Raw genomic sequence first — 23,084 nt, forward strand, 5'->3', positions numbered from 1 at the left:
GTGCGGGCGGATAGTGCGGGTTTCAGTCGGTCACGACTCTTGCATCGATAAGGACCGGGCCGCTTCGTTCCAGCGCCTTCTTGTAGACCAGCTCGAATTCCTCGCGGGTCTCCGTCCTCTGTGCCGGCACGCCGTAGCCTTCGGCAATGGCAACGAAATCGATGTTGCCGAGCCGGAGCCCTGGTACGTCCGGCACTTCCATGCGCCGGGCGAACGCTGCGAGAGCCCCGTAGCCGGAATTGTTGACGATGACGAACACCGTCCGCGTCTGCCGCTGGGCGGCGGTGTACAGGGCGGTGATTCCGTAGTTCGCGGAGCCGTCGCCCACTGTCGCGACGATTGTCTTCGTGGGATCACCAAGCGACATCCCGACCGCCACGGGCAAGCCGAATCCAAGGCCGCCCGAGGCCGGGAAGTGGTACATGCCCGGGCGGTCGATGGCGACCCGCTCAAGATATTCCAGGTCCAAGGTGGTCGTCTCGTTGACGTATGCCACGCTGCTGTTGGCGTGGGCGTTCAGTACTTCGAGGATCTCGGTGCCGGTCATGCCGTCCGCAGCGGTCCGGGCGCCAGACAGGGCGCGGGTGCCAGGCGCGCCGCGTCGCTTGCCGCGGTCCTTCACCCCCACCGACAGGGTCTTGGCCGCGCTGGCGATGTCGGCGACGACGGACCGGCCGAAAGGCGCCCGTGTCGCCTCCCGGGGGTCTGCAGTGAGCTGCAGCACACGGGTGCCGGCCTCAAGATAAGTGCCCGGCTCCCACCGGTGGTACCGGAACACGGCAGCCCCCAGGACGAGGACGACGTCGTGGCCGGCCAGGCGGTCGCGTACCGAGGTGATGCCCGGCACGAGAACGCCCTCGAAGTTCGGGTGGGTGGTCGGGAAGGGGCAGCGCGAAGGGGACGGTGCAATGTACACCGACGCGTCAGCCTTCTCCGCCAGAGAGACGACGGCTTCGAAGACCTTGGGGTCCTTGACGGCTGCCGCATCCACCTGAGGACCCACCACGAGGGCAAGGCTTTTCGCGTTGTTGACGACGGCGATGAGCTCCCGGGCCAGGGCTTCGGACAGCTCGCCCGCGGCGACCACTGATCGATCGTTGAGCAGGGAGTCGTCTTCGAGGGCAGGCTCGGCCCAGTCGTCAAGCGGGACCGAGACATAGACCGGCCCGCAAGGCTGTGTGGACGTCTCGAACACGGCTTGGGCCAAGGTCCGGGGCACGTCGGCTGCGGCCAGGGGCTCGTGCGAATACTTCACGAGCGGGGCCGGCAACGTCGCCGCATCCGTGCTTGCGAGCATCGTCTCCTGGCCGACCGTGCGCCGGACCTGCTGTCCGGCCAGGATGACCATCGGGATGTGGCCGTAGTGGGCGTTCGTCAGGGCGCCCATGGCATTCCCCGTGCCGGATGCGGCATGGAGGTTCACCAGGGCCGGACGTCCGGTCGCGCGGGCGTAGCCCTCGGCCATGCCCACGACCACCTGCTCATGCAGGCCGAGGACGAAGTCGAAGTCGTCGTCGAGGCCAGCGAGAAACGGAAGCTCATTGGATCCTGGGTTGCCGAAGATGGTCGTCATGCCGTGGGCACGGAACATGTCCAGGCTTGTCTGCAGGACTTTCTTCTTGGTCGCCACTCGTGTGCCTCTTTCAGATACTTTCATTCATCGCGTGTGTGGTCGGTCGGGGCGGGCATGATGGCATCTCTTGCATTTCTTGTGCCGTCAGACCTGTGCCTCACATCCCAGGCTGATCGGCGATGGCCGATCACGGTGCCCGGCGTTGTCAGAACGGGACCGGCCCCATGGCGGAGCGCACCCCGACCCAGTGCAGGGTCGTGAAGTCCTCGATCGCCTGATCGCCGTTGAAGCGGCCGAGGCCGGAGTTCTTCTCGCCTCCGAACATGACGTGCGGCTCGTCGTTGACTGTCGAGTCGTTGACGTGGGTCATGCCGGCCTTCACGCCACGTGCGAAGCGCACGCCGCGTTCGATGTCTCGAGTGAAGACGGCCGAGGACAGGCCGAACTCGGTGTTGTTGGCGATGCGCAGGGCGTCCTCTTCGCCGTGGGCCTTGATGATCCCGACGGCGGGGCCGAAGATCTCGTTCCTGGCGATGTCCATGTCCTCGGTGACGTCGGCGAAGACGTGCGGCCCCACCAGACGTCCTTCGAGTTGGCCGCCGACCACCTCGCGGGCGCCCTGCTTGCGGGCTGCTTGGATGAGGCCGGTCACGGCTTCGGCCTGGTCATCGTTGATGATCGGGCCGATGATGACGTTGTCGTCGGTGGTGTCGCCAGCCACGAGCTTCCTGGCGCGGGCGGCGAAGCGGTCTACGAATTCGTCGTAGACGGACTCGTCCACGATGATACGGTTGGCGGCCATGCAGATCTGCCCCTGGTGCAGGAACTTCGCCATCAGAGCGCCGTTGACGGCCCCGTCGATGTCGGCATCGTCCAGGACAACCAGGGGGGCGTTGCCCCCGAGCTCGAGCGCAACCTTCTTCAGGCGGCCTTGGGCGGCGAGGGCGCCCACGCGCTGCCCCACGGGGGTGGACCCGGTGAAGGAGATCATCGAGGGGATCGGGTGCTGGACGAAATAGTCTCCGATCTCGGAGCCGGAGCCGGCGACCACTGACAGCAGGCCCTTGGGCAGGCCGGCTTCCTCGAAGATCTCGGCGACGACCAGGCCCCCGGAGACCGGGGTGTCAGATGCGGGCTTGAGGACGACGGCATTGCCCAGAGCAAGGGCAGGGGCGGCGGATCGGATGGACAGGTGCAGCGGGAAGTTCCACGGTGAGATCACACCGATCACGCCGCGGGCCTCGCGGTAGACACGATTCTCCTTTCCGGAGAAGGCAGAGGGGTGAAGGGTGCCGTGGGCCCGGTTCGGGAAGGTAGCGGATTCGCGGGTGATGCCGACGGCAGCGCTGACCTCGATGTTGGCCTTCAGAGCCGACGATCCGGACTCGACGCGCAGCAGCGCGGTGATCTCGGGGCGGCGGCGTTCGAGGATGTCCGCGGCTCGGCTGATCACGGCGGCGCGCTCGGGGGCTGGGACGTTGGCCCACTCCTTCTGGGCGGCCGCTGCAGCCCCATACGCCTCGTCCACGTCCCGCGTGGATGCGCTGGCGAATGTACGCAGAACGGTGCCGTCGGCAGCCGTGGTGACCCTTGTTTGACGGTCGGACGATCCATCCCGCCAGATGCCGGCAATGAAGCCGCCGGCCTTGAGGCCGTCAATCAGTGAGGTCGCGGCGTCGCGGACTTCGGAGGATGTGGTGGTAGCCGTAGCGGTCATGAGAGCCTCTTTCGGTGATCGGAAATGGTCTCCAGCACACCGCAGTGTTATTGAGACACATATCGAGGCTAGGTGACAGGAATCACCCAGGTCTAATAAAGATTCATGGCTTCTCTCATAGGCCAGACTTATAATTCGGTTCTCTGGCACGCCGAAATCTGCCTCAGGCGCCCGGCCTCGCCCGGTGGGCGGGTCGATGCAGGCCGCCGTGCTGGCCGTTTCCTCGAATGCCCGGGCGGTCGCCTCTTGGCGAGTCGATCACGCCACGGAGAATAGTGGCTCGGCGTTGTGATGCTGTGGCCCAAGGCGGCCTTGCCGGGTGGCTCTCAACGCTTCCCGCTCCGCAGGCTGTGGGTGGGCAACTGGCCCAATGTCCGCGACCGGCATGCGACCGAGTTCAAGTACGAAGCCTTTGGGAGCAAGAATCAAGCGGTATAAGGAGAGCAGCACGCCGGACCCCGTGTTCTGCGCGCTAATACGGTGCGCGCATCCTTGCAATCGCCCACTCGACAAACCAAGCAGTGGCCGCCGACGGGGAATCAAGGGCCGCATGCGCGCGCACCACGCTGGCGAACTCTTCACGCGGCAAAGATGTGACCTCAAAATCCCACTTCGCAGCCCAGTCCGCAGTAACCGCCTCCGGGACGAAGGCGATCAGATCCGAAACCCCCAATATCCCAGGGATCGCCGAGAAACCGGAGAGATGGATGGAACCGTCCGCCGGAGGCGGTAGCAGGGACTCCACGAGCGTGTGCCCAGTCGAATCTCGGACGACCACCCTCGGAAGTGAAGTCATCTCCTCGAGAGTCGGTGTGCTGTCACCGAACCGACCTCGGTTCGACACGCAACAGTAGTGGTCTGAGCGGATTATCGAGGGACGCAAGGGGCCGTGTAGGGGGGTGGATGAGACCGCGAGGTCCAACCATCCGGAAACAAGGTCATCCACGGCTGTCTCGGTGTTCAGGTTCACCACATCGAGACTGCAATGTGGGGCGGTCTCAGCCAGACCGGACACCAGTGCCGGAAGGAAGACTGTCTGCCCTAGATCCGTGAGTGCCATCCGGAAGGTAGTTCTCGCCGTCGCCGGGTTGAATCGAAACAAGCCGTTGATGGCCGCGTCCGCCATCGCGGGAAGACGACCTATCTCCTCGTACAGCTGCAGTGCTGCGCGGGTCGGAGCAATTCCGCGTCCTTCACGGCGGAAGAGATCATTCCCCGTGGCCCGGCGCAGTCTGTTCAACGCCTGGGTGACGGAAGGCTGAGACATCTTCAGGCGGTCGGCCGCCGCCGTCACCGAGCCCTCCTCGACGACGGCAGAGAACACGCGGATGAGATTCAAGTCCACCATCGCGGGCCTCCTACATTGGTCGTCTTCCTGCGGCGAGAGATTATCGAAAGAAGAGCGATCTACAGCAAGAAGACATCCTTCGCGGTGATGGGACGGACGGTCGCGTCCCCGTTGCCACTCATGAAGAAGACCGCGGCCGAGGTCCGGATTTCGGCTGACACACTCTCCAAGAATCCAATCACACCCCCGGCCGCGACGAGGCCACCGCTTATGCGTGGCAGCTGCGCCTCGTCGCGGATAGCTGGACTGCATGCAGAGGTGCGGTGCGGTGCCGGCCCTCAGGTGCCGGGAGGGGCGAGGACGATGTCGAAACGGACGCGGGCCCAGGCCCGGTGCGGGGCGCGGCCGTCCGGGGCGGGGGCGCTTGCGGGATGCTGGGCGAAGTCCTTGACGAGGGAGTCTTTGACGCCGAAGACGGTGTCGGTCTTCAGGAGCTCGTCCCCGCGGACGAAGATGTGCGTCACGAGGGTGCGCAGCCCGGGGGCGGTGACCATGAAGTGCAGGTGCGAGGCGCGCATCGGGGAGCGGCCCGTGGCTTCGAGCATCTTCCCGACCGGTCCGTCATGGGGGATCGGGTACGGGGTGGGGGTCAGGCCCCAGAACGAGTACCGCCCGGCATCGTCGGCGAAGAGGTGCGCACGCCCGGCGACCCGCCCGTCGGTGTGCTGGACGTCGTAGAAGCCGTCCTCGTCAGCCTCCCACACCTCGATCCGGGCCCCGGGGACGGGGTTGCCCTCGGTGTCGGTCACGGTGCCCTCGACCCAGCACGGCTGCCCTGGGGCGCCGCAGGCGATGTCGCCGCCGAGCGGGATTTCGGGGGCGTCCTCGACGAAGAACGGTCCGAACACGGTCGCCTCCGTCGCGTTGCCGTAGGCAGCGTTGTTGACGTTGATGGTCTGCATCGAGACGCCGAGGACGTCGGAGAGGAGGATGAACTCCTGGCGCCTGTCGTCGGTGATGTGCCCGGCGGAGGTGAGGAACTCGATCCCCTTGTTCCATTCCTCCTCCGTGAGCCGGACGTCCCGGACGAAGGCGTGCAGGTGCGTCACGAGCGACTGCATCACCTGCTTGAGCCGCGGGTCCGGGCAGTTCTCGAAGCTGCCCTTCACGTTGCGCGTGAGCCGCTCCTCGACGGCGGACTGTTCGGCGGAGACGGCGTTGCGGGCGGCGGTCTTGGTCATGGCTGTTGTCCTCTAGTCGGGCTCGTCGATGAGCGTCTTGGGGTCCTCGCCGGTCAGAGCCGCACGCAGCAGCGCGGTGAGGGATGCCTCCGTGACGGGGCGGGGGTTGCTGGCGGGGATGGCAGGAAGTGCCACGTCCACTGCCTCGGCAATGTTGCGGGCCGTGAAGCCGTAGTCTGCCAGACGGGTCGGGGCGTGGAGCCGCTCGCGCAGGTTCTGGAGGCCGGCCAGGGCGTCGTCGGTTCCGAAGGCGGCGGCGGTCCTGTTTGCCGCCTCGGGTGCGGCGGCCTGGTTGAAGGCCAGCACATAGGGCAGGACGGTTGCGTGGGTTTGGGCGTGGGGGAGGTTGAAGGTCCCTCCGAGGACGTGGCAGATCTTGTGGTGCATGCCGGAGCCCGCGGAGGCGAATGAGACGGCGGCGAGGTAGGCGCCGTAGAGCGCCTGTTCGCGGCCCGGCAGGCCCTGTGGGTCGGCGGCGATTGCGGGGAGGCCGGCGGCGAGGGCGCGGATGCCTTCGAGGGCGATGGCTTGGTTGATCGGATCTGTTCGCGGGGCCCAGAGCGAATCGATGCAGTGCGCCATGCCGTTCAGCCCGGACGCGACGGACATTCCGACCGGGAGCGAGACTGTCAGGTCCGCGTCGTACACGACCGTCGCTGGAAGGACCCTGTCTTCCACGCCCGTGATCTTCCGCGCCCCCTCCGTCAGGCCCCATACGTTGGTCGCTTCGGATCCGGCGTAGGTGGTGGGTACGGAGATGATCGGGATTCCAGTGGTGAGCGCAACGGCCTTGGCGAGCCCGGTCGTCGAGCCTCCTCCGACGCTCACGATGAGGTCGATGGCGTGTTCGGCCGCGGCGGCCCGGGCCCTGTCTGCCGTCTCGACGGGGACGTGCATGACGACCTCGTCGTACTCGAGGGCCACGTCGATCCCGGCAGCCACGTCGCGGGCGATGCCTGCCGCGGTCCTGGCCGCGATGAGCATCACCCGTCGGGCGCCGGTACGGCTGACCTCGGCTGCCACGTTTCCGGCAGCCTTGCCGGAACCGAACAGCACCCGCTGTCCCAGGGTTGTGTGGTCGAATTCCAGCCCCATGTGCTTCTCGCTCTCCTAGTCTTCGGCGTTACGGTTAGCTTCCGACATCGGGGCCGTGACGTACAGGCCCGCGAGCGGTGGCGTCAATGTGCAGACGGAATCCTTCAGACCGACGCCAAACGCCGCATTTGGCTGTGGTGGAACACAAGCGGCTGGCGTGACCGATCGGATCGGATCGCCTCTATCTGGAGGAGCACAATGATGTGGTCCCCCGCCTCGATCTCCTGATATATGGAACAGTCGAACCAGGCGGTCGCTCCATCCACGAATACCGCGCCTTCCAGGGTCCGATTCCAGTCAATGCCCTGGAATCTGTCGCCTGGTCCGGCGAGGAGTCGGCAGACCGGGCCCTGGTCCTCTGCCATGACGCTGATCCCGAGCCGAGGGAGTCCGCGCAGCTGCAACCAGGTCTTGGAATTCTTCTGCACGTAGACGGAGACCAGGGGCGGTTCGAGTGAGACGCTCGTGAACGAGCTCACGGCCATCCCTGTGGGTTTGCCATCGACGCAGCCACACAAGGCGGTGACCCCGCTCGGGAAAGAGGCGTAGGCCTGTCGGAGTTCGGCCGGATCTGCCGGCATGGGGCGCATGTTCATGTGAGTATCCTTCATCGTGGGTTTGTCGCTTCGGAGGCGCGCAGGCCGCCCGGAGCGTATGGACATCAACTCGACTCGGCGAGTTGATGTTTGGGGAGCCGGGTGTCGTTCTCGACGTTTGCGTCAAGCCACGCGGTAACGGCGTCGAGCACCTGCTCGTTGTTGCGTTCGACCATCATGAGATGGCCATTGCCGTGGATGCCGAGCTCACCTAACCGCAAGTGATCCACTCGCTCGCATCCGGCCTGTCGAAGGAACGCGGCAGTGCCGGCGTCCATCGCACCGGCGAACGACTGTTCACCCGTGACAATCGCGATCGGAACGGTAGCGAGGCGAGGTAGACGACGCGCGGGGCCGGACTGGAGCCGCATGGGTGGCTGTGCGTCCGTCGCGGGTACGTCGATCAGGTCGAGAGAACCGGGCTCAGCGGCGGGCGGCTCGTACGTAATCGGGCTGGCGGCGATGCCCCAGGGCATGTTGAACGGGCCGCTCGGGCCGAGGGGTTCGAGCGCCACCACGGCCCGCACAAGACTGGGCCGTTCGTCCGCCATCAGCCAGGCCGCGGGGCCGCCCGCCGAGTTGGCGACGATGATCGAGGGGCCGATCCGGTCCAGGAGTTCCGCACCTCGGCGCCGCATCAGGTCGTGATCCACGCCAAGGTCGGGCAGGCCCCCTTGCGAGGCAAGTAACTGCCCGAGAGCGGGATCGTCGGCTTGGCCGGTTCCGGGCCACTGGGTGTGGTCCGGGTTGTTCGCGCCAGCGAACAACCTCCCCAGTGTCTCGGCTGACGGCGCCACCGCGGCTGCCCCTGCCCCGTCTGGGCGGGCTGGCGAGCGGCCATGGCCGGGTCGGTCGATCGTGTAGACGGCATACCCTCGCTGCAGCAGCAGAGTTCGCCAGCCGGGGCGCCCGTCGGGGGTTGCCATCCAGTCCAGGCCCTGGCCGCCTCCGCCGTGGATGAGCACGACGGGATAGGGCTGGGTCTGCTCTTCCGGGCGCTGGAAGTCGACGAAGAGTTGCGTTCCGTCGACGATCCTCTGTCCCTCGTTCTCCGCAAAAGTGACGCCTACCCAGAAGTAGCCCTGATCCGCGAGTCGGACGGCTCTTGGAGTGGCATACGCGTCAGTGTGCGTTGGCATTGCGTTCCCGCAGAATGGGCATGACCTCGCGAGCGAACAAGCGGGACTGCTCCGGAGTGAACGTCTCGACAAGGAGGCGACGGGCTCCGGTCGTATCAATCACTTGCTGCAGCTCATCGATGATCTGCTCGGGAGTGCCCACGACGGTGAGGGCCGGCCGCTCTTTCTTCTTGTCAAGAGCGAACTCGCCGTCGGTCTTGGGGATCGAGCGTCCGTTGGACGCGTAGTGGGACATGAACAGTCCGAAGGTGCGCGCGAAGTGATCGACGTTGCGCTCGGCCTCCACCTCGGTCTCGCCGATCGCGATGAAACGCTCGACCATGAAGTTCGCCCCGGAGCGGTCGTGGCCGTTTTCGTCGGCAACCTTGAGGTAATGGTTCAGCGCTTCGCGGTGGGACTCGTCAGTGCCGAAGTTCCGCATTAGGTTCCACCCATACGCCCCGGCGACCGCCGCGCTCTCCAAGCTGCCGCTCGCAAGCCAAATCGGGAAGTCCTCCTGAATCGGACGGGTAGCGATCGACGTCGGACGGGTTACCTGGAAGTACTTGCCATCGAAAGTGACGTCACGCTCGGTGAGGGCTAGCCGTACAAGCTCGAGGGACTCGAGCCAGGCCTCCTTCAGATCCTCGTCGTTCAAGTCGCGGCCGAGGGCGATACGGGCCTCGCCCGGGGCGCCGCGACCTACGCCGAGCTCGAACCGGCCACCGCTCAGAAGGTCCAGGGTGCCAGCTTCCTCCGCGACCCGGATCGGGTTGTACAGCGGAAGGATAGTAACGGCAGTACCAAGCCGGATCGTGCTCGTCCTGACCGCAGCAGCCGCCAGGAGCAGGTGAGGGGAAGGACAGGTCATCAGTGGTGCATGGTGCTCGGTGACTGTCAGCCCGTCATAGCCGAGTTCCTCGGCGAGCACCGCGAACTCGACGAACTCCTCGATCTGGCGCTTCTGCCAAGTGGGGTTATGGACATCCGGAACGAAATCGGTCGTATGCAGACCTACGGCGTACTGGTGGACGAAACTAAGGTTGCCCCTGTCCTCGCTGATTGCGCTCATGGGCGCCAACCTCCGTGTTGTTGTTGGTGGGGGGATAATGACACTCTTCACGCTACGGAGGGTGCGGGGCCTTTCCTATCCGGCAGGCGACCCATCAATCCGCCAAGCGACCCGAGATCTCTCAGCCCATTGCGCAGTCGCGGCGGGAGTGGAGGAAATTGCTACACGATCTGCGTGGCATGCGTGGAAGCCCGCAGCGTCGCAGACGGCAGCACCCCGTACCGCTGCTGGTAAGCACCCGCAAAGCGTGGCATGTGGGTGAAGCCCCAACGAAAGGCAATTTCGGAGACGCTCTTGACGCCGCCCGCCAGAAGCTCGTCGTGGGCCCGCTCAAGACGCACCCATTGGATGTACTCGCGTGGCGATGTCCCCACGTACTCGCGAAAGTACCGCTGCAATGCCCGCGGGCCAACGCCGGCCACCGAAGAGAGCCGTGTCAATGAGAGCTCACCCGCTGGCTCCCGCTCGATCAACTCAACCGCTCGCTTCAGGGATTGCGGTCGGAAGCCGTTCGACTGCCCTTGGGTAAGCCACTCAGAGTAATTGTGTGATTGTGCGAGCAACAGACCGGTCATCAGGAAGTCAGACCACGGGTTGACACCCGCCCTGGCCGCACTCAGACCCGAAGGCTCGTCAAGGTCATCCAGGAGGACCTTGAATCCCCGCATCCATGAGGCCAGAGCGGGACGGGTGAGGTCCATCTCCATTTGGAACCGGATCGGCTTGGCAACCGCCCTGTCGAGCATCCGCTCGAGGTGCCGTTCCAGTGCGGCACGTTCGATACAGAGATGCAATTGCGCATACCCGTCGCTGAGACGCATGCCCGCGACCATCTGGGGCGAGAGAATCGTCGCTCGCTGGGCGGAGCACAGTGCTTGCTCATTCTTGACGGAGACTTGATTGGTTCCCGCAAGCGCAAAGCTGACGTCGTAGTTCGATTCCTGGCGGGTGAACTCCACGGCCAGGTCGCTGCCCGTCGTTTGCGCATAGACGAGCTTGACGGGTCCAAGGGTGGTCACAGAAACAGTCCCGCGAGCCTTACCCTCGGCGTCGCGGCTCAGGGTTCTGATTCTGCACGGAGTGAGGCAGTCACGTGCACTGGACTCAAGATCTTCAAGCCCGACAGCTTCCATGAGGCCGAATCGCCGCAACGGCGTCCTCGACAACACGCCTCCATCTACTGCCATTTGTTCACGCTCACTTCTTCCCGTTGTTGACCGTCCCCACGGTTCTCAACTCTTGTATTACTTCTATGAAAAATCGCCGACGATCCCGCGGGCTGTCATCGTCTCGCGCCGTCAGACCTGGCCCCTCGGCAGGGCAACCGGCGGGCGCGTTTGTGTTCCCTGGCTAGGTCAGAGTGACGATTGTCGTTATGCGGGCGTCGTTGGGCAAGATTTCGGAAAGGGCCGGAGAGTCTTGTGCATCGATGCAGTCTGGCCAGAGCTGGGGTCCGCACCATCGATCCCACAGGCCCCGGGGCCGGCCGCCCGTGTCAGGGGAGATGGAAAGCACGACCGTGGTGCTGCTCCCGGTCGCCGATCCGCCGGCTCCCTGTGGGCGAAGGCAGTTTCTCGGTGCCCCTCTGCGTTTCATGGTGATGACCTCGAATTCATCGTTGAATCCTTTTTCTGCTTCCAGCTTGTTCTCGTCGGCCCATGCAGACACGGGTCAGATGACCCCATTGAGTACCTGTATCGTGTTGTCCATCACAGGAGGGTCATGAGCACAGCGGTACTGGGCGGGCACATGCCCGGAGGTCATGGCCTGACGAGTTTTGTCGGTCGACGGCGGGAGCTCGGTGAAGTGCGCGAGCTTATGTCACGCTCTCGCCTCCTGACGTTGGTGGGTCCAGGCGGCGTCGGGAAGACGCGCCTGGCCGTAGAGCTCTCGGGGCGGTCGCGGAAGGCGTTCCGCGACGGCGTGTGGATTGTGGAGCTAGCCGCTCTCGAGGACGGTTCCCAGGTCGGTTCCCAGATCGCGGCCGCCTTGCGCCTCCCGGACCAGTCGAACCGGTCATCGCTCCAACGGCTTGCGGGTTACCTTCAAGAGCGCCAGCTCCTCCTGGTCCTTGACAACTGCGAACACCTTCTGGGTGAGGTCGCTACCCTCGTGGCTCGCCTTCTCGATGCCGTGCCCGGGCTGCGGGTCCTCGCCACGAGCCGCGAACCACTGGGCATTTTCGGTGAGCAGCTCTACGGCGTGCCGCCCCTTGCGGCGCCCACCGATTCGGCCGCAGCGACGGGATCCCTTGAAGCCTTCGAATCCGTGCGCCTGTTCGTGGATCGAGCGCGGAACGTGGACCCCGAATTCGGGATCACGGACGGCAATCGTCTCGCAGTGGCCCAGCTGTGCCGGAGACTCGATGGGATTCCGCTCGCGATCGAGCTCGCAGCCTCTCGCCTGCGCTCCGTGTCCGTCCTCCAGCTTCTCGAACGGCTTGACCGTCGTTTCGACGTCCTGACCGGTGGCAGCCGGGTCGCGGTCCCGCGGCAGCAAACCCTCAGAGGGCTCATCGACTGGAGCTATGAGCTCTGCACCAGAGCCGAGCAGCTCCTCTGGGCGCGTCTTTCGGTGTTCCCTGGAGGATTCGACGTCGAGGCCGCCGAGGAAGTGTGCGGCTTCGGCGAGATCGAACGCGCAGAAGTCTTCGATCTGGTGGACCGGCTCGTAGCGAAGTCCCTTGTTGTCGCCGAGCGAGCTGCGGACGCTCATGTTTCGGGTGGCGGTCGAGTGCGTTATCGCCAGCTGATGACGTTCCGAGAGTACGGCGCCGAACTTCTCGAGGCGGCCGGCGAGTCAGTCGAACTGCGCCGCCGGCAGCGCGACCATAGCCTGGCACGGGCGGCGGAAACGGTCGCGTCGTGGTGTGGGCCCGATCAGTCTCTACGCCTTGCTGCGGCCCGGCGGGACCACGCGAACTTTCTTTCCGCGCTCGAATGGTCCGCATCGACGGCCGGAGAGGAAATCGGGGGAATGCGCCTGGCCGCGCTGCTTCGGTACCACTGGATCGCGGGCGGAAACCTGAGCGACGGTCGACGGTGGCTCGATCGGATGCTGGCGTTGTCGACCGAGCCCGGCCCCGAGCGCGGCGAAGCGCTGTGGGCGGCAGCGTGGATATGTCTTATCCAAGGCGATCGAGACGTAGCGGAGCGGTATCTGTCGGAGTGCCGCCGCATCGCTGTGCTTTTGGACGATCCCGTGCTCGCGGCACACGCGGACCACTGGGACGGGCTCCGCGAAGTCCTCGGCGGACGCGCACAGCATGCGATCCAGCTCTACCGTGCGGCCATCACAGTTTACCGACGAGTCGGGGATACGGCGTCGAAGCTGACCGCGCTGTTCCTGCTCGGGATGGCGCAGATCTATGCCGCTCAGCCTGAGAAAGCCCTCGCCACGTGCCGGGAGGTGCTGAGCGAGAGCGACGAGCATGGAGAACGGTGGACCCACGCCTACGCCCACACTGTCGCGGGCCTATGCCAGTGGCACCTCGGCGAGTTCGAGGCCGCCCTCCAATCAGAAATCGCCGCTCTTGAGATCCAGCGGGACTTCCTGGACGGCCTCTGTACAGCGATCACGATTGAGCATATGTCGTGGACGGCCGCGTCCACCAAGCACTACGAGAAGGCCGCGATTCTTCTTCACGCCGCGCAAGCAGTATGGAAGGGATTCGGGACGGCGGTCTCCGCTTTCGGACCGGTGCAGACCGACTCGGAACAGATGGTGGCTCTCGTGCGGCGCGAGCTCGGCGAGAGCCGGTTCGAGTCCATCCTCGCCGAGGCCCCTGTCCCGTCCACGAAGCAGGCGATCGAGCTCGCCCTGGCTATGGCCCGTACCGCTCAGGTCATGCCTAAGGCTGCCCGACCTTCACACACCACGCCGAACGTGCCCATCGGTGGCGCCGGCTCGCCGTTGTCCGATGACTACACGCTGCCGGCAGGCCAGGAGCTTACGAAGCGGGAAGCGGAAGTCGCCGCCCTCGTCGCCGAGGGTCACAGCAACAAGGAGATCGCAGCGGTGCTCGTCGTATCGCCCCGGACCGTGGGCGGCCATGTCGAGCGCATCCTTGCCAAGCTCGGGTTCACGTCGCGCACGCAGATTGCGACGTGGGTTGCCGGTCACCGCGGATCACGACGCTAGCCGCTTTTCTCGAAGTACCACCCCACCCAGGGGGCGGAGACCAGGCGAAGGGTTGGAGTGTAGAGGTGGGAGTCGACGGCGGTATTGGCCGTCATTGCGTGTTTCCACCGACTGAATATACGCCCGGTGAGAGTGGCAGCGGAGCGAGGGATGTTGGTCATGGTGACTCCTCGTTGAGGATGATATTGATGATGGCTAGGGTGCGGTGCGCCTTGGATTCGAGGGCCGCCGCGTCTTTCGCAGGGTTCTCTCGCCGCCCTGAAGGACCGCACTACGGACTCGCCGATCACCGACAGATCGGCAGCGGTCTCGCAGACGTTGAGGCCGAGCTTGTGGTGCAGGAGGCATCAGGCCGCGTTCCGCTGGCGGACCAGTGGGAGTCGGTCGACCAATCGCCGAACACCTGCCAGAGCCGGGCGCCCGCCTCCCAGCTTGGCTAGCGCGACGGCCAGTAGCAGCGCCAGCCCGTTGAAGAGGTCGGGAATCCAGACCGGTGCCCCGGCGAGTTGAAGGCCGGTGACGCCCACAGCGAGCACGTAGACCGCGACTACCGTGCCCCACACGTTGAACCGGCCGGCCTTGAACTGCGTTGAGCCGAGGAAGACTGCAGAGAAGGCGGGCAGCAGGTAGGAGGGGCCGATGGTCGGATCACCGGTGCCGAGCCGCGAAGCGAGGAGCAAGCCGACGCTCGCCGCGACGACGCCGCAAGCTACGAGCGCGAGAATTCGCACCGCTGTGGTGTTGACACCGGCGAGTCGCGCGGACGGCTCGTTGCCACCGGTTGCGTAGACTTGGCGGCCGATCGGGGTGTTCTCGAGAACGTACCAGGCGGCGACCGCAACGATGAGCATCGCGTAGACGGGGTAGGTGATGCCGAGGAAGCGATTAGTCGCGAAGGCGACGAAGTCTGCCGGCAGATCAAGGATCTGCGAGCCGCCCGAGAGCCAAACGGTGCATGCACCGACCACGGAGCTCATGCCGAGTGTCGCGATGAAGGAGTCGAGTTTGACGACCGCGAGGAGTATGCCGCTCACGAGGCCGACCAGCGCACCGATCGCGAGCGTCAGAGGCACGGCTAGGGTCGGTGAGACGCCATGGTTGACGAGCATCCAGGACGCGAAGATGGATGTGAGGCCGACGGTGGCCCCTATCGCGAGGTCGAATGTACCCGCGGCTACGGGGATCATCAGGCCGATCGCCGCCATCGCAACGGGTGCCTGGCTGTCCAGAAGAGAGCGCCAGGTGCCCACGTTGAGGAAAGTCTCTGACTCCGTGAACGCGAAGATTACAAAAAGCACGATGAAGATGTAGACGGCGCTAAGACGCCGGAACGAGAGCAGTACGGTGAGTTCACGCATGAGTTTCCTCCCAAGTGGTCGTGGAATCCTGCATCGCCTGCAGGAGGTCGGCGTCGCTCGTGCCCAGACACTCGCGGGTGAGTCGGTGCTCGTTGATGTCGGAGCCGTGCAGTTCGGCGGAGGCGACGCCGTCACGGAGCACTAGCACACGGTCGCACATGCGGATCAAATCGGCGTTGTCAGAAGAGGTCACGAGTACGGCGACCCCTTGGGCTGCGGCGTCGATAACCAGCTGGCGGATCGCCTCGCTGGCGCCGACGTCTACGCCCTGCGTCGGTTCCTCGACAAGAAGAACGCTGGGCTCGATGCGCAGCCACCGTGCGATGACGACCTTCTGCTGATTGCCGCCGCTGAACAGACCTAGGGCACGTTCAGGGTCGGGAGGCTGTAGGCCGACGCGCTTCGCCCAGGTCCGGAACTCGGCCTCCTGTCGACGGCGACTGAGTTGGAAACACCGGGCAAACGCCCACAGGTCAGGTAGCACAAGATTCTCGATGGCGCTGAGGGTCATGACGCCGCCGTGGGCCCGCCGGTCGGCGGGCACGAGGGCGAGGCCGGCGCGCCGAGAGGATCGGGGTCCCGGCCGTACGTTTCGGCCGTTGACGGCGACGTCTCCTGCTTGGCGGCGGTGCGCCCCGTAAATGAGAGCCGCGAGCTGTTCTCGTCCCGAACCGATGCTGCCGGCGACGCCGACGATCTCCCCGGGGGCGAGGTCGAGATCGAACCCCTCCACTCGAACGCCCGCAAGACCACGGACGGTGAGGATGGGGGGCCCACTGCTGGCCGAAGCAATAGCGGTCACGGTGCCGGCGGTCGCCTCTCGGCCGGTGATAAGCACTGCGAGACTGTCCGCGTCGAGCCCGACGGCGGACTGGTCCGCGACCAGCTTGCCGTCCCGAAGCACGACGACGCGGTCGGCCAACTCAGTGACCTCCTCAAGTCGGTGGGAAATGAAGACAACACCAGCTCCGGCGTCGGCGACCTGTCGGATTGCTGCGAAGAGGATGCCAACCTCCTCGCCGTTGAGTGAGGCGGTCGGCTCGTCGAGCACGAGAACGTTGTTGGAACCCGTCCAGCCGCTCATCGCCCGTGCTATCGCGACGAGCGTGCGCTGGGCCGGGGACAGCTCGCCAACCGGACGCCGCACATCAAGGTGCGAGCCGAAACGGCTGATTAGTTCCTCGGCCGCGCCCCGCTCGCTCCTACGCCCGAGCGGGGCGAGGCCGCGCGAGCCGAAGTGCCGTCCGAGCGCTAGGTTCTCGACGGCGGACAAAGTGTCGATGAGGCCGAGGTCTTGGTGGATGAAATGGAGGCTGTCATACGGCTCGCGCCGCACGCCGTCGGCACCAGTGACGACGACCGAGCCTGACTCCGCCATGTACACGCCGGCCAGGATCTTCACCAGAGTTGACTTGCCGGAGCCGTTCTGGCCCAGCAGCGCAACGATTTCGCCGGAGCGCACCTGCAGAGAAACCTCATCGAGTGCGCGAACTCCGGGGAAGGACTTCGAGATGCGGTCGACAGTGAGGATCACTGGTGGTCCGCTGGACGGAGTCGGGGTCATTGTCATCAACTCACTGTCCGTTCCAGAGCTGACCGAACCGCTGTACTGCGTCGGGATAGGCCGCGAAGCCCTTTGAAACGTCGACGCCCGCCAAGTCGTTCTTGGTCACCATCTGCATCGAAGTCAGGCCGGCGGTCTCAGTTGCCGTGAGCTTCTGGCCTGTCACCAGGCGGGCAGCCACGTCGGCGTTCAGGAAGCCTGCGACAAGGGTGTCGACCGCGAGGCCCGCCGTGACGTCACCGCTTTGGATGTAACCGAGAATCGTTGGGCTCGGCGCATACCCGTTGATCGCCACATCCAGGCCCGCCACCTTCAGTGCGGCGGGCAGGCCGGTCGCCGCCTCTTCGGAGGCGAATATCGCCGTCCTGGTCTCAGGGTTGGCCTTGAGGTCGCTGACGACCGTGGCTGGCGCCGTGTTACCGATAGAGGCCAGTGGAATCTTGACCACCCGCACCTGGCACCCGGGGCACACGGCCTTCATCTCGTCTTGGTACGCCGCGGCCATGGGCGCGCTAAAACCGAGCTCTGGAATGGAGTAGAAAACGCTTGGCGCGGTCCCGTTCGTGGTCACGGCCCAATCGGCGAAGAGCTTGCCGGCCAAGGCTGCAAGAGATTCCCCAAGATGGCCGCCTTGATGGCGGGGAAACCCTTGGTGTTGGTGACGGCGAGGGTCACCACCGGAATGCCTGCGCTGTCCAGCTGCTCCATCTGGGCCCGCATCGTTACTGGGTCGATGGCCGGGAGAATGACCGCAGAGGGCTTCTTGGCGATGATGCTTTCCATTGCCTGCTGCGCATCCTGCGCCGACCGGCCGGCCTTGACAACAATGAGGTCGTTTCCCAGCAGTGCATGGGTAGCCGTGCCGACGACCTGCGCCTGCAGCGCGCAGATAGGAGTTGCACATTCGAGGTAGGCGAATGTCGTGCCGGCCGGCGGCTTGGTGGTCAGCGGCTCCTCGACCGGGAACGCGCTGGCGTGTCCGGTGTAAGGTGCAAGGTTCTTCTTTGCCGTGTCGAGCGCGTTCGCCTCGAGGCTGGCCTTGGACGAGGCCGCGTCGCCGCTTGCGGGCAAGGAATTTCCACAGCCAACCAGCGCGAGAGCCAGGCTCGCCAAGATGGACCAAGCCAGTGCCTTTGTCGTGAGTCGCGTCATTGCATTTCCTTTTCACAGTGCATGGTGTCGGGCGGCGACGGTGCCGCCCGGGACAGGGATGACGTCGGCGTCCTCGGGAGGACCGACGATGGGAAGGCGCAACCACCACCTCGAATGACACTCAGGCGCAGGTACCTTGAATGGACGAGCGTTGGCCATCTCCGTTGAGCTCCTGCCCCAAGTGGTCAGTTAGTTGCGCTTAAGAGAGGGCGAGTAGTTTCGATCGGTCACGGTTGGTCGCGTGACCGGCGCCACCAACCAAGCCGCTTGGCCGCCCCCACGAAGCTCTCTCCGATGCTTGAAGAAGCGCGAGAAGACGGTTGCTGATCGCACCCATGACCGCGGCCTCCTTCGTATCGGAAAATGTGCTGATAATCACGTTACGGGGGGTCGGGCGGCTTCCAGATCCAGAGAGCGACATGCCGATCCACAAAGCGACCACAGTCTTTCACCGAGGCGTTTCACCAGCACCAAGAACGCGGACGCTCCCTAGTAGTAGGACCTCCCCGCCATCGAGCGGCAGGGAAGATTCGCCCACGGTTTACCCACCGGAAACAACGGCGAGTAACGAAAAATGATGGGCACGCGCGGCATCCATTTGGGCCATTCTGCCCCAGAATCTAGGCATTTTTGGCATCCACCGAATACCGTTGAAAAACGGCAAATCATATTCCTAACTTCCAAGTCCCGTTCGGTATGCGGTCTCCTTGTCCAGGTTCCAGCCGGCGAGCATTCCTTAGCCGAGGAGTTGGTCGCTGAGTTTGGCCAGGCGGTAGGCGGGGTCTGCTTCAAGTGCGAGTTGCATGTATTGGTGGGCTTTGCTTCCCCGGCCTTCCCACCAGTTGATGTAGCCGAAGGCCGTGAGGAGAGGCACCGAGTGTTGGGTGCTGCTGTCCGTGTAGGCGCGCAGGAGGATTTGCTGTGCCCATTCGACGCGGGCCCACTGCGGCTTGCCGGGAGTTTGGGCCAGAAGGATTTTTTCCATGGGACCGTCGACGCCCGGGATGTCCGCCATGAGCTGGTCGCGGATGGCTGCGAACTGGAAGTTCGCGATCAGAGCGATGGTCTGATCTTCGGTCGGGTAGGTTTTGGCCTCGAGGATGCCCGCCCAGAGCGTTCGCGCCTTTTCGATCGCGCTGTGGTTATGGCACTGCCCGATTGAGTTGACGCGCTCCTCGACGGCATCAAACGTCGCCTTCTTGTTTGCCGGCGGCAAGGTGTTACGGCCGGTTCGGGCGACCGCGCTCCCGCGGTACACGAGCTCGGCGTTGATTTCACTGGAGTCGATCATCGACAGGGGCAGCGCGCAGTTGAGGTTGGCGTCGTCGTCGTAGGGCGAAACGCTCTGGTCTCCAACGAGGAGGCCGTCCCGGATGGTGATGTGTCGCTCGGCTAGTGCTCCCGTGAGGGCGGCGACCACTGCCGCGTATGGCTTGACCTCACCGGCTGCTTGGGCGGCGGCGGTGTAGACGGCGAACAGGGCACTGGTGGCGTTGGTGTCGTTGGCGAGGTAGCCGGCGACAGTTCGCGCATGGGAAATTTCGCCGCCGTCGTGCTTGGGGAGATCCCATCACCGCTTCATCATCACGGTTTTCGGTCTCTATGGCCGTAGCAGCGGGGGAGTGATACCCGTGGCCCAGCTGGTGCGTCTGCTCCAGGATCTGGGGTGCGAGCCGGCCAGTATCCGGTCCTCGATTTCCCGGTTGAAAAAGAAAGGGGTGCTGACCAGCGAGAAAGTCGATGGTCAGAACGGGGTACTCCCTGTCCCCGGAACTGGAGCAACACTTCAGCACCCGAGATGAGCGCATCTTCGTGCCCCGACCTGCGTCCGCCAACGACCCGTGGCTCCTCGCGTCTTTCTCCGTGCCTGAGGCGGAAAGGGCGCAGCGGAACAAGATCCGGTCCGGCCTGGCCCGGATGGGATTCGGCAAACGTGGCGCCGGGGCTGTGCATCGCCCCGAATAAGTTCTTCGCCGAGGCATCGGATTTCGTGATGCGCAATGACCTGCAGGACTATGTTGAGTTTTTTGTTTCCAGTCCGGCGGGGCCGGGGAACTCAAAGACAAGGTCGCCCAATGGTGGGACCTGGAGTCCCTTGAGCAGTATTATGCCGAGTTTATCGATGCCCACGCGGCCGAACTCACGGAGTGGAAAAGGCGCAGGGACCGGAACGAGGGCACGTACCGGGACGCGTTCACGGCCTACATCCCCATGCTGACGGAGTGGCGGCGGTTGCCTTTCCTGGATCCGGAACTTCCCCTCGAATTCCTGCCCGAGCAGTGGAAGGGCACGGAGGCCCGGGAGTTGTTCAGTGACCTGCACGGGATCCTCGGGCCTCTGGCCGCACGTCATGCCAACCGTGTAATCCACGGTCAGCGGGAAGCAGCCTGAGAAGCTCCCGGGCCGCGGCGTGCTTTCGGTCATGAAGGCTGAGAGGTCGGATGCGCAGAACAGGGCGACGGAGGGCGATCTCAATCAGCTTGCCGCAGGCCCCGTCCGTGGGGATCTGGTACAGGGCGGGCTACACCAACGCCCAGCCCGGTGCCCAGCCCGAGAATCTGCTGGGCTTCTGTGAATCCGCCGCGCGCCGTCTTGATACTGATGGCGTTGCAGCCGCCGGAGAGCAGTTCACGCCACCACCGGTCGATCTCCTGCCGCCAGTGAGCAGCCAACATGCCGAACCCGTGCGTTTCCAAGTTGCCGTTGACATGCGGAGTCTCAGTCCGGAGTCCACGCGCTGAGCAGAGACCGAGATCACGAGATGCGTCGTCAATTCGGCCGTCTGCTGCCTCATGGCACCATGGGCTCCAGTTCGGCGACCTATACCCATCTTGCGGTTCCAGCGGATGCGATGCCGGCCTCGATGCACATTTCATGCTCGTTGAGTGCTGGCGTTTTTGGCGTGCCGGCCGGTCCGTATATACGGATCCTGGACAGGGAGCCTGCTGATGCCCCTAATCGACCCTAGAGGCCAGTATCGCGCGGAATCCCCGCCTCAACGAAGCGATGATGTCGAACTCGGGGTCGAGGAGCCACTGCAGCTGCAGTCCGTCCCAGAGCCCTACGATCTCTGCCGCCACCGCGCGCGGATCGATGCCGTTGGGCACGCGTCCAGCAGTGATGTCTTCCGTGATGGCCTGCATAATGACGCCCCTGATTCTCTCGTAGCGATCGATGAACCATTGGTGGGCAGGGTGATCGGGCGATGTCGCTTCCGCCCCGAGTACTGCGAGCAGACGCACGGACCAGCGGTGGTTGAGATTGCGCTCGGCCAGCGATAGAGCGGAATCGATGAAGCCGACGTTGATCTCGTCGGACTGCACTTGAGCGAGTTCGAGTTCGTCGTTCGCCTCTAGCACCGCGATAAGCAGGTTTTCCTTGGTCGGGAAATGATGTTTCACGCTGGTGAAGCTCAGGTCCAGATGGCGGGCGATTTGTCGAAGGGACCCTCCGTGGTACCCGGACTCGGAGAAAATTTCCGCGGCTGCGGCAACGATTTCCGTCTTCCGGCGAGGCGTGTTGGCATAGGGTCCTCGGGGGGACACGGTCGGTGACGCATTCATTCTCCCAGCCTAATTCAGTAACCCGCTCCTGCTCCGCGCAGAACCCTCGGGAGGGTACTTTCGCTGGAAATGCGGCGGGTAACAGCCCGCGCGGTCCTTACGCTTAGCGTCATTGCGGTTAGCGTCGAGTTGCAGGTCAGCGCGGTGGGCACAGCACCGTTTCCAGCCACGAAGAGATTGTCGAAGCCCCAGACCAGTCCGTCCGGGCTGGCAACGCTCTTTCCGTCATTGGTGGATCCCAGACGCACCGTTCCCGTGTAGTGCAGCGATGATCCCGGTGCGAGTGTCTCGGAGTCGCCAGGCAGGAACTCCCCGATGGCGGTGGCTGCGCGGCGCTGCACATCGCGGAGGACTTCGATCCTCTTCCGGTCCGCGTCCGTGTACGCGAAATGAGCCTTCATGAGTGGCATTCCCAATTCATCCGTTTCCGTGTCGGAGAATTCGATTCGGTTTTCGGCGCGGAGGTCCGTGTTCGTGTACCAGCTCATGCCGATACGGTGCCCACGGTCATCGAAGGTTTCCATCATCTGGCCGTGTGTGGGCCGCGCAGTACCAATGGAGGGACTCCAGTAGGCTCCGACGAACGGTTCATTCAGCTCCGGCTTGGGTAGCTCGGTTCCGGATACGCCGAGCTTGGGTCCATCGACAATTACGCTTCCGTCGATGGAAACGTGTTCGTTCAGGTAGCGCCCTAATGCGTGGGGCCGGATTTCGGACGCCCACAGGATCTGGGGGCTGCGCAAGGTGTCTGCGGCGACTACCACTGACCTCGCGGGGACTTCGCGCTCGGTACCAGTGGCCAGGTCACGTGCCACCACCGCGCTGACCTTTCCGTTGCTGTGCAGGATCCGGGTCGCAAGACTACCTGAGAGCAGTGCGATGTGCGGAGAGGATTCGTCGAAGAGTTCGGGCGCGATGTCACGGGGACCGGTTCTGGCGAATGAGCCCACCGGTCCGCCGCAGACCTGCCAGCGGCATGTCCTGGGCATCTCGGCCTTGGACATCCGAATGGACCGCGGCTCGGAGTGCGGTGAGGATTGGTTCTCGATATGGATTGCCGGTGAACGCCTGTGGGTGTACGCGGAGCAACCGTTTCGCAGTTTGAAGGTCGTCAACGAAGTCCCTGCCTGCGAAACCCGGGATCTCATCGGCGTATGGCGAGGGCGACGCTGCCGCCCAGTGAATCCCCATCCCCCCGACATTCCATGAAAAGGAGGCCCCGGAGAACTCAGCGAAATCGTGGCCGAGATAGGAGACAGGGAAAATGCCGGTTCCTTCCGGGGTCCAGCCATCGTCACTGCCGAGTAGGGCTCCGGCGTTCTTGACGTACTCGATCTGCCGGGCGCGACGCATCAGCGTCTCGAACGCTTCCCGCAGGGCCCCCTCGTCGGACTCTACAAGATGCTCGCCTTGGTTGGCGCTCATTCCTCGGCCGCTCTCGAGGACCAGGATAGACGTCTCCGGCGAGGCCCGGTGAACTTCATGGACAATCGCAGCGCCGTTCGGACCGCTGCCGATGATCACGAGATCCCAAGGGCGGATTGATGCCGTTTCAATGTCCATGTGTATTTCCTTTGTTCGTTGTTTGTTTGTCCTCGTCGAGCGTT

General features: G+C 64.5%; 22 protein-coding genes. 4 read left to right on the top strand and 18 right to left on the bottom strand.

Annotated elements, in window-relative coordinates:
- Positions 1–22: 22 nt before the first annotated feature.
- The 9 genes from mdlC to ACX5I4_RS09595 form a co-directional block, all read right to left on the bottom strand.
- On the bottom strand, positions 23–1,630 hold the full coding sequence (gene mdlC / locus ACX5I4_RS09555; RefSeq protein WP_459341024.1) for a benzoylformate decarboxylase: 1,608 nt from the start codon (positions 1,628–1,630) through the stop codon (positions 23–25).
- Between the two features lie 148 nt (positions 1,631–1,778).
- Entirely contained in the window at positions 1,779–3,290 is a 1,512-nt protein-coding gene (locus ACX5I4_RS09560; protein WP_461836447.1) for an aldehyde dehydrogenase family protein, read from the bottom strand.
- Between the two features lie 472 nt (positions 3,291–3,762).
- Positions 3,763–4,638, bottom strand: a complete 876-nt coding sequence (locus ACX5I4_RS09565) for a LysR family transcriptional regulator (protein WP_459341022.1) — start codon at positions 4,636–4,638, stop codon at positions 3,763–3,765.
- 278 nt (positions 4,639–4,916) lie between these two features.
- Positions 4,917–5,819, bottom strand: coding sequence for an intradiol ring-cleavage dioxygenase (locus ACX5I4_RS09570; protein ID WP_461836448.1), 903 nt, complete (start codon positions 5,817–5,819; stop codon positions 4,917–4,919).
- Between the two features lie 12 nt (positions 5,820–5,831).
- A complete protein-coding gene (locus ACX5I4_RS09575) occupies positions 5,832–6,914 on the bottom strand; it encodes a maleylacetate reductase (RefSeq protein WP_459341020.1) in 1,083 nt (360 codons plus the stop codon).
- Positions 6,915–7,018: 104 nt separating this feature from the next.
- Entirely contained in the window at positions 7,019–7,510 is a 492-nt protein-coding gene (locus ACX5I4_RS09580) for a flavin reductase family protein (protein WP_459341019.1), read from the bottom strand.
- Between the two features lie 65 nt (positions 7,511–7,575).
- Positions 7,576–8,649, bottom strand: coding sequence for an alpha/beta fold hydrolase (locus ACX5I4_RS09585; protein ID WP_461836449.1), 1,074 nt, complete (start codon positions 8,647–8,649; stop codon positions 7,576–7,578).
- Positions 8,633–9,700 carry an LLM class flavin-dependent oxidoreductase gene (locus ACX5I4_RS09590; RefSeq protein WP_461836450.1) on the bottom strand — a complete coding sequence of 356 codons (1,068 nt, stop codon included), beginning with the start codon at positions 9,698–9,700 and terminating at the stop codon, positions 8,633–8,635. The genes ACX5I4_RS09585 and ACX5I4_RS09590 overlap by 17 nt, the downstream gene beginning before the upstream one ends.
- Before the next feature lie 161 nt (positions 9,701–9,861).
- Positions 9,862–10,887 (bottom strand): AraC family transcriptional regulator, encoded by a 1,026-nt coding sequence (locus tag ACX5I4_RS09595; RefSeq protein ID WP_461836451.1) that lies wholly within the window; start codon positions 10,885–10,887, stop codon positions 9,862–9,864.
- A 535-nt stretch (positions 10,888–11,422) separates the two neighbouring features.
- Between ACX5I4_RS09595 and ACX5I4_RS09600 the strand changes: the two genes are divergently transcribed.
- Entirely contained in the window at positions 11,423–13,840 is a 2,418-nt protein-coding gene (locus tag ACX5I4_RS09600; protein WP_461836452.1) for a LuxR C-terminal-related transcriptional regulator, read from the top strand.
- A gap of 347 nt (positions 13,841–14,187) precedes the next feature.
- Here ACX5I4_RS09600 and ACX5I4_RS09605 read toward each other — a convergent pair whose 3' ends face one another.
- The 5 genes from ACX5I4_RS09605 to ACX5I4_RS09625 all read right to left on the bottom strand — a co-directional run bounded on the left by ACX5I4_RS09605 (position 14,188) and on the right by ACX5I4_RS09625 (position 19,454).
- On the bottom strand, positions 14,188–15,198 hold the full coding sequence (locus ACX5I4_RS09605) for an ABC transporter permease (RefSeq protein WP_461836453.1): 1,011 nt from the start codon (positions 15,196–15,198) through the stop codon (positions 14,188–14,190).
- Positions 15,191–16,768, bottom strand: coding sequence for a sugar ABC transporter ATP-binding protein (locus tag ACX5I4_RS09610; RefSeq protein WP_461836454.1), 1,578 nt, complete (start codon positions 16,766–16,768; stop codon positions 15,191–15,193). The genes ACX5I4_RS09605 and ACX5I4_RS09610 overlap by 8 nt, the downstream gene beginning before the upstream one ends.
- A gap of 4 nt (positions 16,769–16,772) precedes the next feature.
- Positions 16,773–17,333 (bottom strand): hypothetical protein, encoded by a 561-nt coding sequence (locus ACX5I4_RS09615; protein WP_461836455.1) that lies wholly within the window; start codon positions 17,331–17,333, stop codon positions 16,773–16,775.
- Positions 17,330–17,914 carry a hypothetical protein gene (locus ACX5I4_RS09620; protein ID WP_461836456.1) on the bottom strand — a complete coding sequence of 195 codons (585 nt, stop codon included), beginning with the start codon at positions 17,912–17,914 and terminating at the stop codon, positions 17,330–17,332. Before ACX5I4_RS09620 ends, ACX5I4_RS09615 begins: the two co-directional genes overlap by 4 nt.
- Before the next feature lie 736 nt (positions 17,915–18,650).
- Positions 18,651–19,454, bottom strand: a complete 804-nt coding sequence (locus tag ACX5I4_RS09625) for a DUF4192 family protein (protein WP_461838687.1) — start codon at positions 19,452–19,454, stop codon at positions 18,651–18,653.
- Positions 19,455–19,545: 91 nt separating this feature from the next.
- Between ACX5I4_RS09625 and ACX5I4_RS09630 the strand changes: the two genes are divergently transcribed.
- The 3 genes from ACX5I4_RS09630 (at position 19,546) to ACX5I4_RS09640 (ending at position 20,305) form a co-directional block, all read left to right on the top strand.
- Positions 19,546–19,716 (top strand): hypothetical protein, encoded by a 171-nt coding sequence (locus ACX5I4_RS09630; protein ID WP_461836457.1) that lies wholly within the window; start codon positions 19,546–19,548, stop codon positions 19,714–19,716.
- The gene (locus tag ACX5I4_RS09635; protein WP_461836458.1) at positions 19,655–19,879 is read left to right on the top strand and encodes a hypothetical protein; all 225 of its coding nucleotides are present in this window, start codon (positions 19,655–19,657) and stop codon (positions 19,877–19,879) included. Before ACX5I4_RS09630 ends, ACX5I4_RS09635 begins: the two co-directional genes overlap by 62 nt.
- A gap of 153 nt (positions 19,880–20,032) precedes the next feature.
- Positions 20,033–20,305 (top strand): PaaX family transcriptional regulator C-terminal domain-containing protein, encoded by a 273-nt coding sequence (locus ACX5I4_RS09640; RefSeq protein WP_461838688.1) that lies wholly within the window; start codon positions 20,033–20,035, stop codon positions 20,303–20,305.
- Positions 20,306–20,385: 80 nt separating this feature from the next.
- Here the strand turns inward: ACX5I4_RS09640 and ACX5I4_RS09645 are convergent, their stop codons facing one another.
- From ACX5I4_RS09645 to ACX5I4_RS09660, 4 genes are all read right to left on the bottom strand, one after another.
- The gene (locus ACX5I4_RS09645) at positions 20,386–20,589 is read right to left on the bottom strand and encodes a hypothetical protein (RefSeq protein WP_461836459.1); all 204 of its coding nucleotides are present in this window, start codon (positions 20,587–20,589) and stop codon (positions 20,386–20,388) included.
- Positions 20,590–20,868: 279 nt separating this feature from the next.
- Positions 20,869–21,477 carry a TetR/AcrR family transcriptional regulator gene (locus tag ACX5I4_RS09650; RefSeq protein WP_459341009.1) on the bottom strand — a complete coding sequence of 203 codons (609 nt, stop codon included), beginning with the start codon at positions 21,475–21,477 and terminating at the stop codon, positions 20,869–20,871.
- A 14-nt stretch (positions 21,478–21,491) separates the two neighbouring features.
- Positions 21,492–22,427 (bottom strand): GMC oxidoreductase, encoded by a 936-nt coding sequence (locus ACX5I4_RS09655; RefSeq protein ID WP_461836460.1) that lies wholly within the window; start codon positions 22,425–22,427, stop codon positions 21,492–21,494.
- Positions 22,396–23,040, bottom strand: a complete 645-nt coding sequence (locus ACX5I4_RS09660; protein WP_461836461.1) for a hypothetical protein — start codon at positions 23,038–23,040, stop codon at positions 22,396–22,398. The genes ACX5I4_RS09655 and ACX5I4_RS09660 overlap by 32 nt, the downstream gene beginning before the upstream one ends.
- Positions 23,041–23,084 lie beyond the last annotated feature (44 nt).

The organism is Arthrobacter sp. MMS24-S77 (genome assembly GCF_054888235.1).

Bases quoted from the DNA above. Each gene is read 5' to 3' on its own strand.
- ACX5I4_RS09560 (WP_461836447.1), bottom strand. From the start codon at position 3,290: ATGACCGCTACGGCTACCACCACATCCTCCGAAGTCCGCGACGCCGCG.
- ACX5I4_RS09610 (WP_461836454.1), bottom strand. From the start codon at position 16,768: ATGACAATGACCCCGACTCCGTCCAGCGGACCACCAGTGATCCTCACT.
- ACX5I4_RS09575 (WP_459341020.1), bottom strand. From the start codon at position 6,914: ATGGGGCTGGAATTCGACCACACAACCCTGGGACAGCGGGTGCTGTTC.
- ACX5I4_RS09600 (WP_461836452.1), top strand. From the start codon at position 11,423: ATGAGCACAGCGGTACTGGGCGGGCACATGCCCGGAGGTCATGGCCTG.
- ACX5I4_RS09585 (WP_461836449.1), bottom strand. From the start codon at position 8,649: ATGCCAACGCACACTGACGCGTATGCCACTCCAAGAGCCGTCCGACTC.
- ACX5I4_RS09620 (WP_461836456.1), bottom strand. From the start codon at position 17,914: ATGACGCGACTCACGACAAAGGCACTGGCTTGGTCCATCTTGGCGAGC.
- ACX5I4_RS09605 (WP_461836453.1), bottom strand. From the start codon at position 15,198: ATGCGTGAACTCACCGTACTGCTCTCGTTCCGGCGTCTTAGCGCCGTC.
- ACX5I4_RS09570 (WP_461836448.1), bottom strand. From the start codon at position 5,819: ATGACCAAGACCGCCGCCCGCAACGCCGTCTCCGCCGAACAGTCCGCC.
- ACX5I4_RS09650 (WP_459341009.1), bottom strand. From the start codon at position 21,477: ATGAATGCGTCACCGACCGTGTCCCCCCGAGGACCCTATGCCAACACG.
- ACX5I4_RS09590 (WP_461836450.1), bottom strand. From the start codon at position 9,700: ATGAGCGCAATCAGCGAGGACAGGGGCAACCTTAGTTTCGTCCACCAG.
- ACX5I4_RS09580 (WP_459341019.1), bottom strand. From the start codon at position 7,510: ATGAACATGCGCCCCATGCCGGCAGATCCGGCCGAACTCCGACAGGCC.
- ACX5I4_RS09635 (WP_461836458.1), top strand. From the start codon at position 19,655: ATGGTCAGAACGGGGTACTCCCTGTCCCCGGAACTGGAGCAACACTTC.
- ACX5I4_RS09565 (WP_459341022.1), bottom strand. From the start codon at position 4,638: ATGGTGGACTTGAATCTCATCCGCGTGTTCTCTGCCGTCGTCGAGGAG.
- ACX5I4_RS09595 (WP_461836451.1), bottom strand. From the start codon at position 10,887: ATGGCAGTAGATGGAGGCGTGTTGTCGAGGACGCCGTTGCGGCGATTC.
- ACX5I4_RS09660 (WP_461836461.1), bottom strand. From the start codon at position 23,040: ATGGACATTGAAACGGCATCAATCCGCCCTTGGGATCTCGTGATCATC.
- ACX5I4_RS09645 (WP_461836459.1), bottom strand. From the start codon at position 20,589: ATGTTGGCTGCTCACTGGCGGCAGGAGATCGACCGGTGGTGGCGTGAA.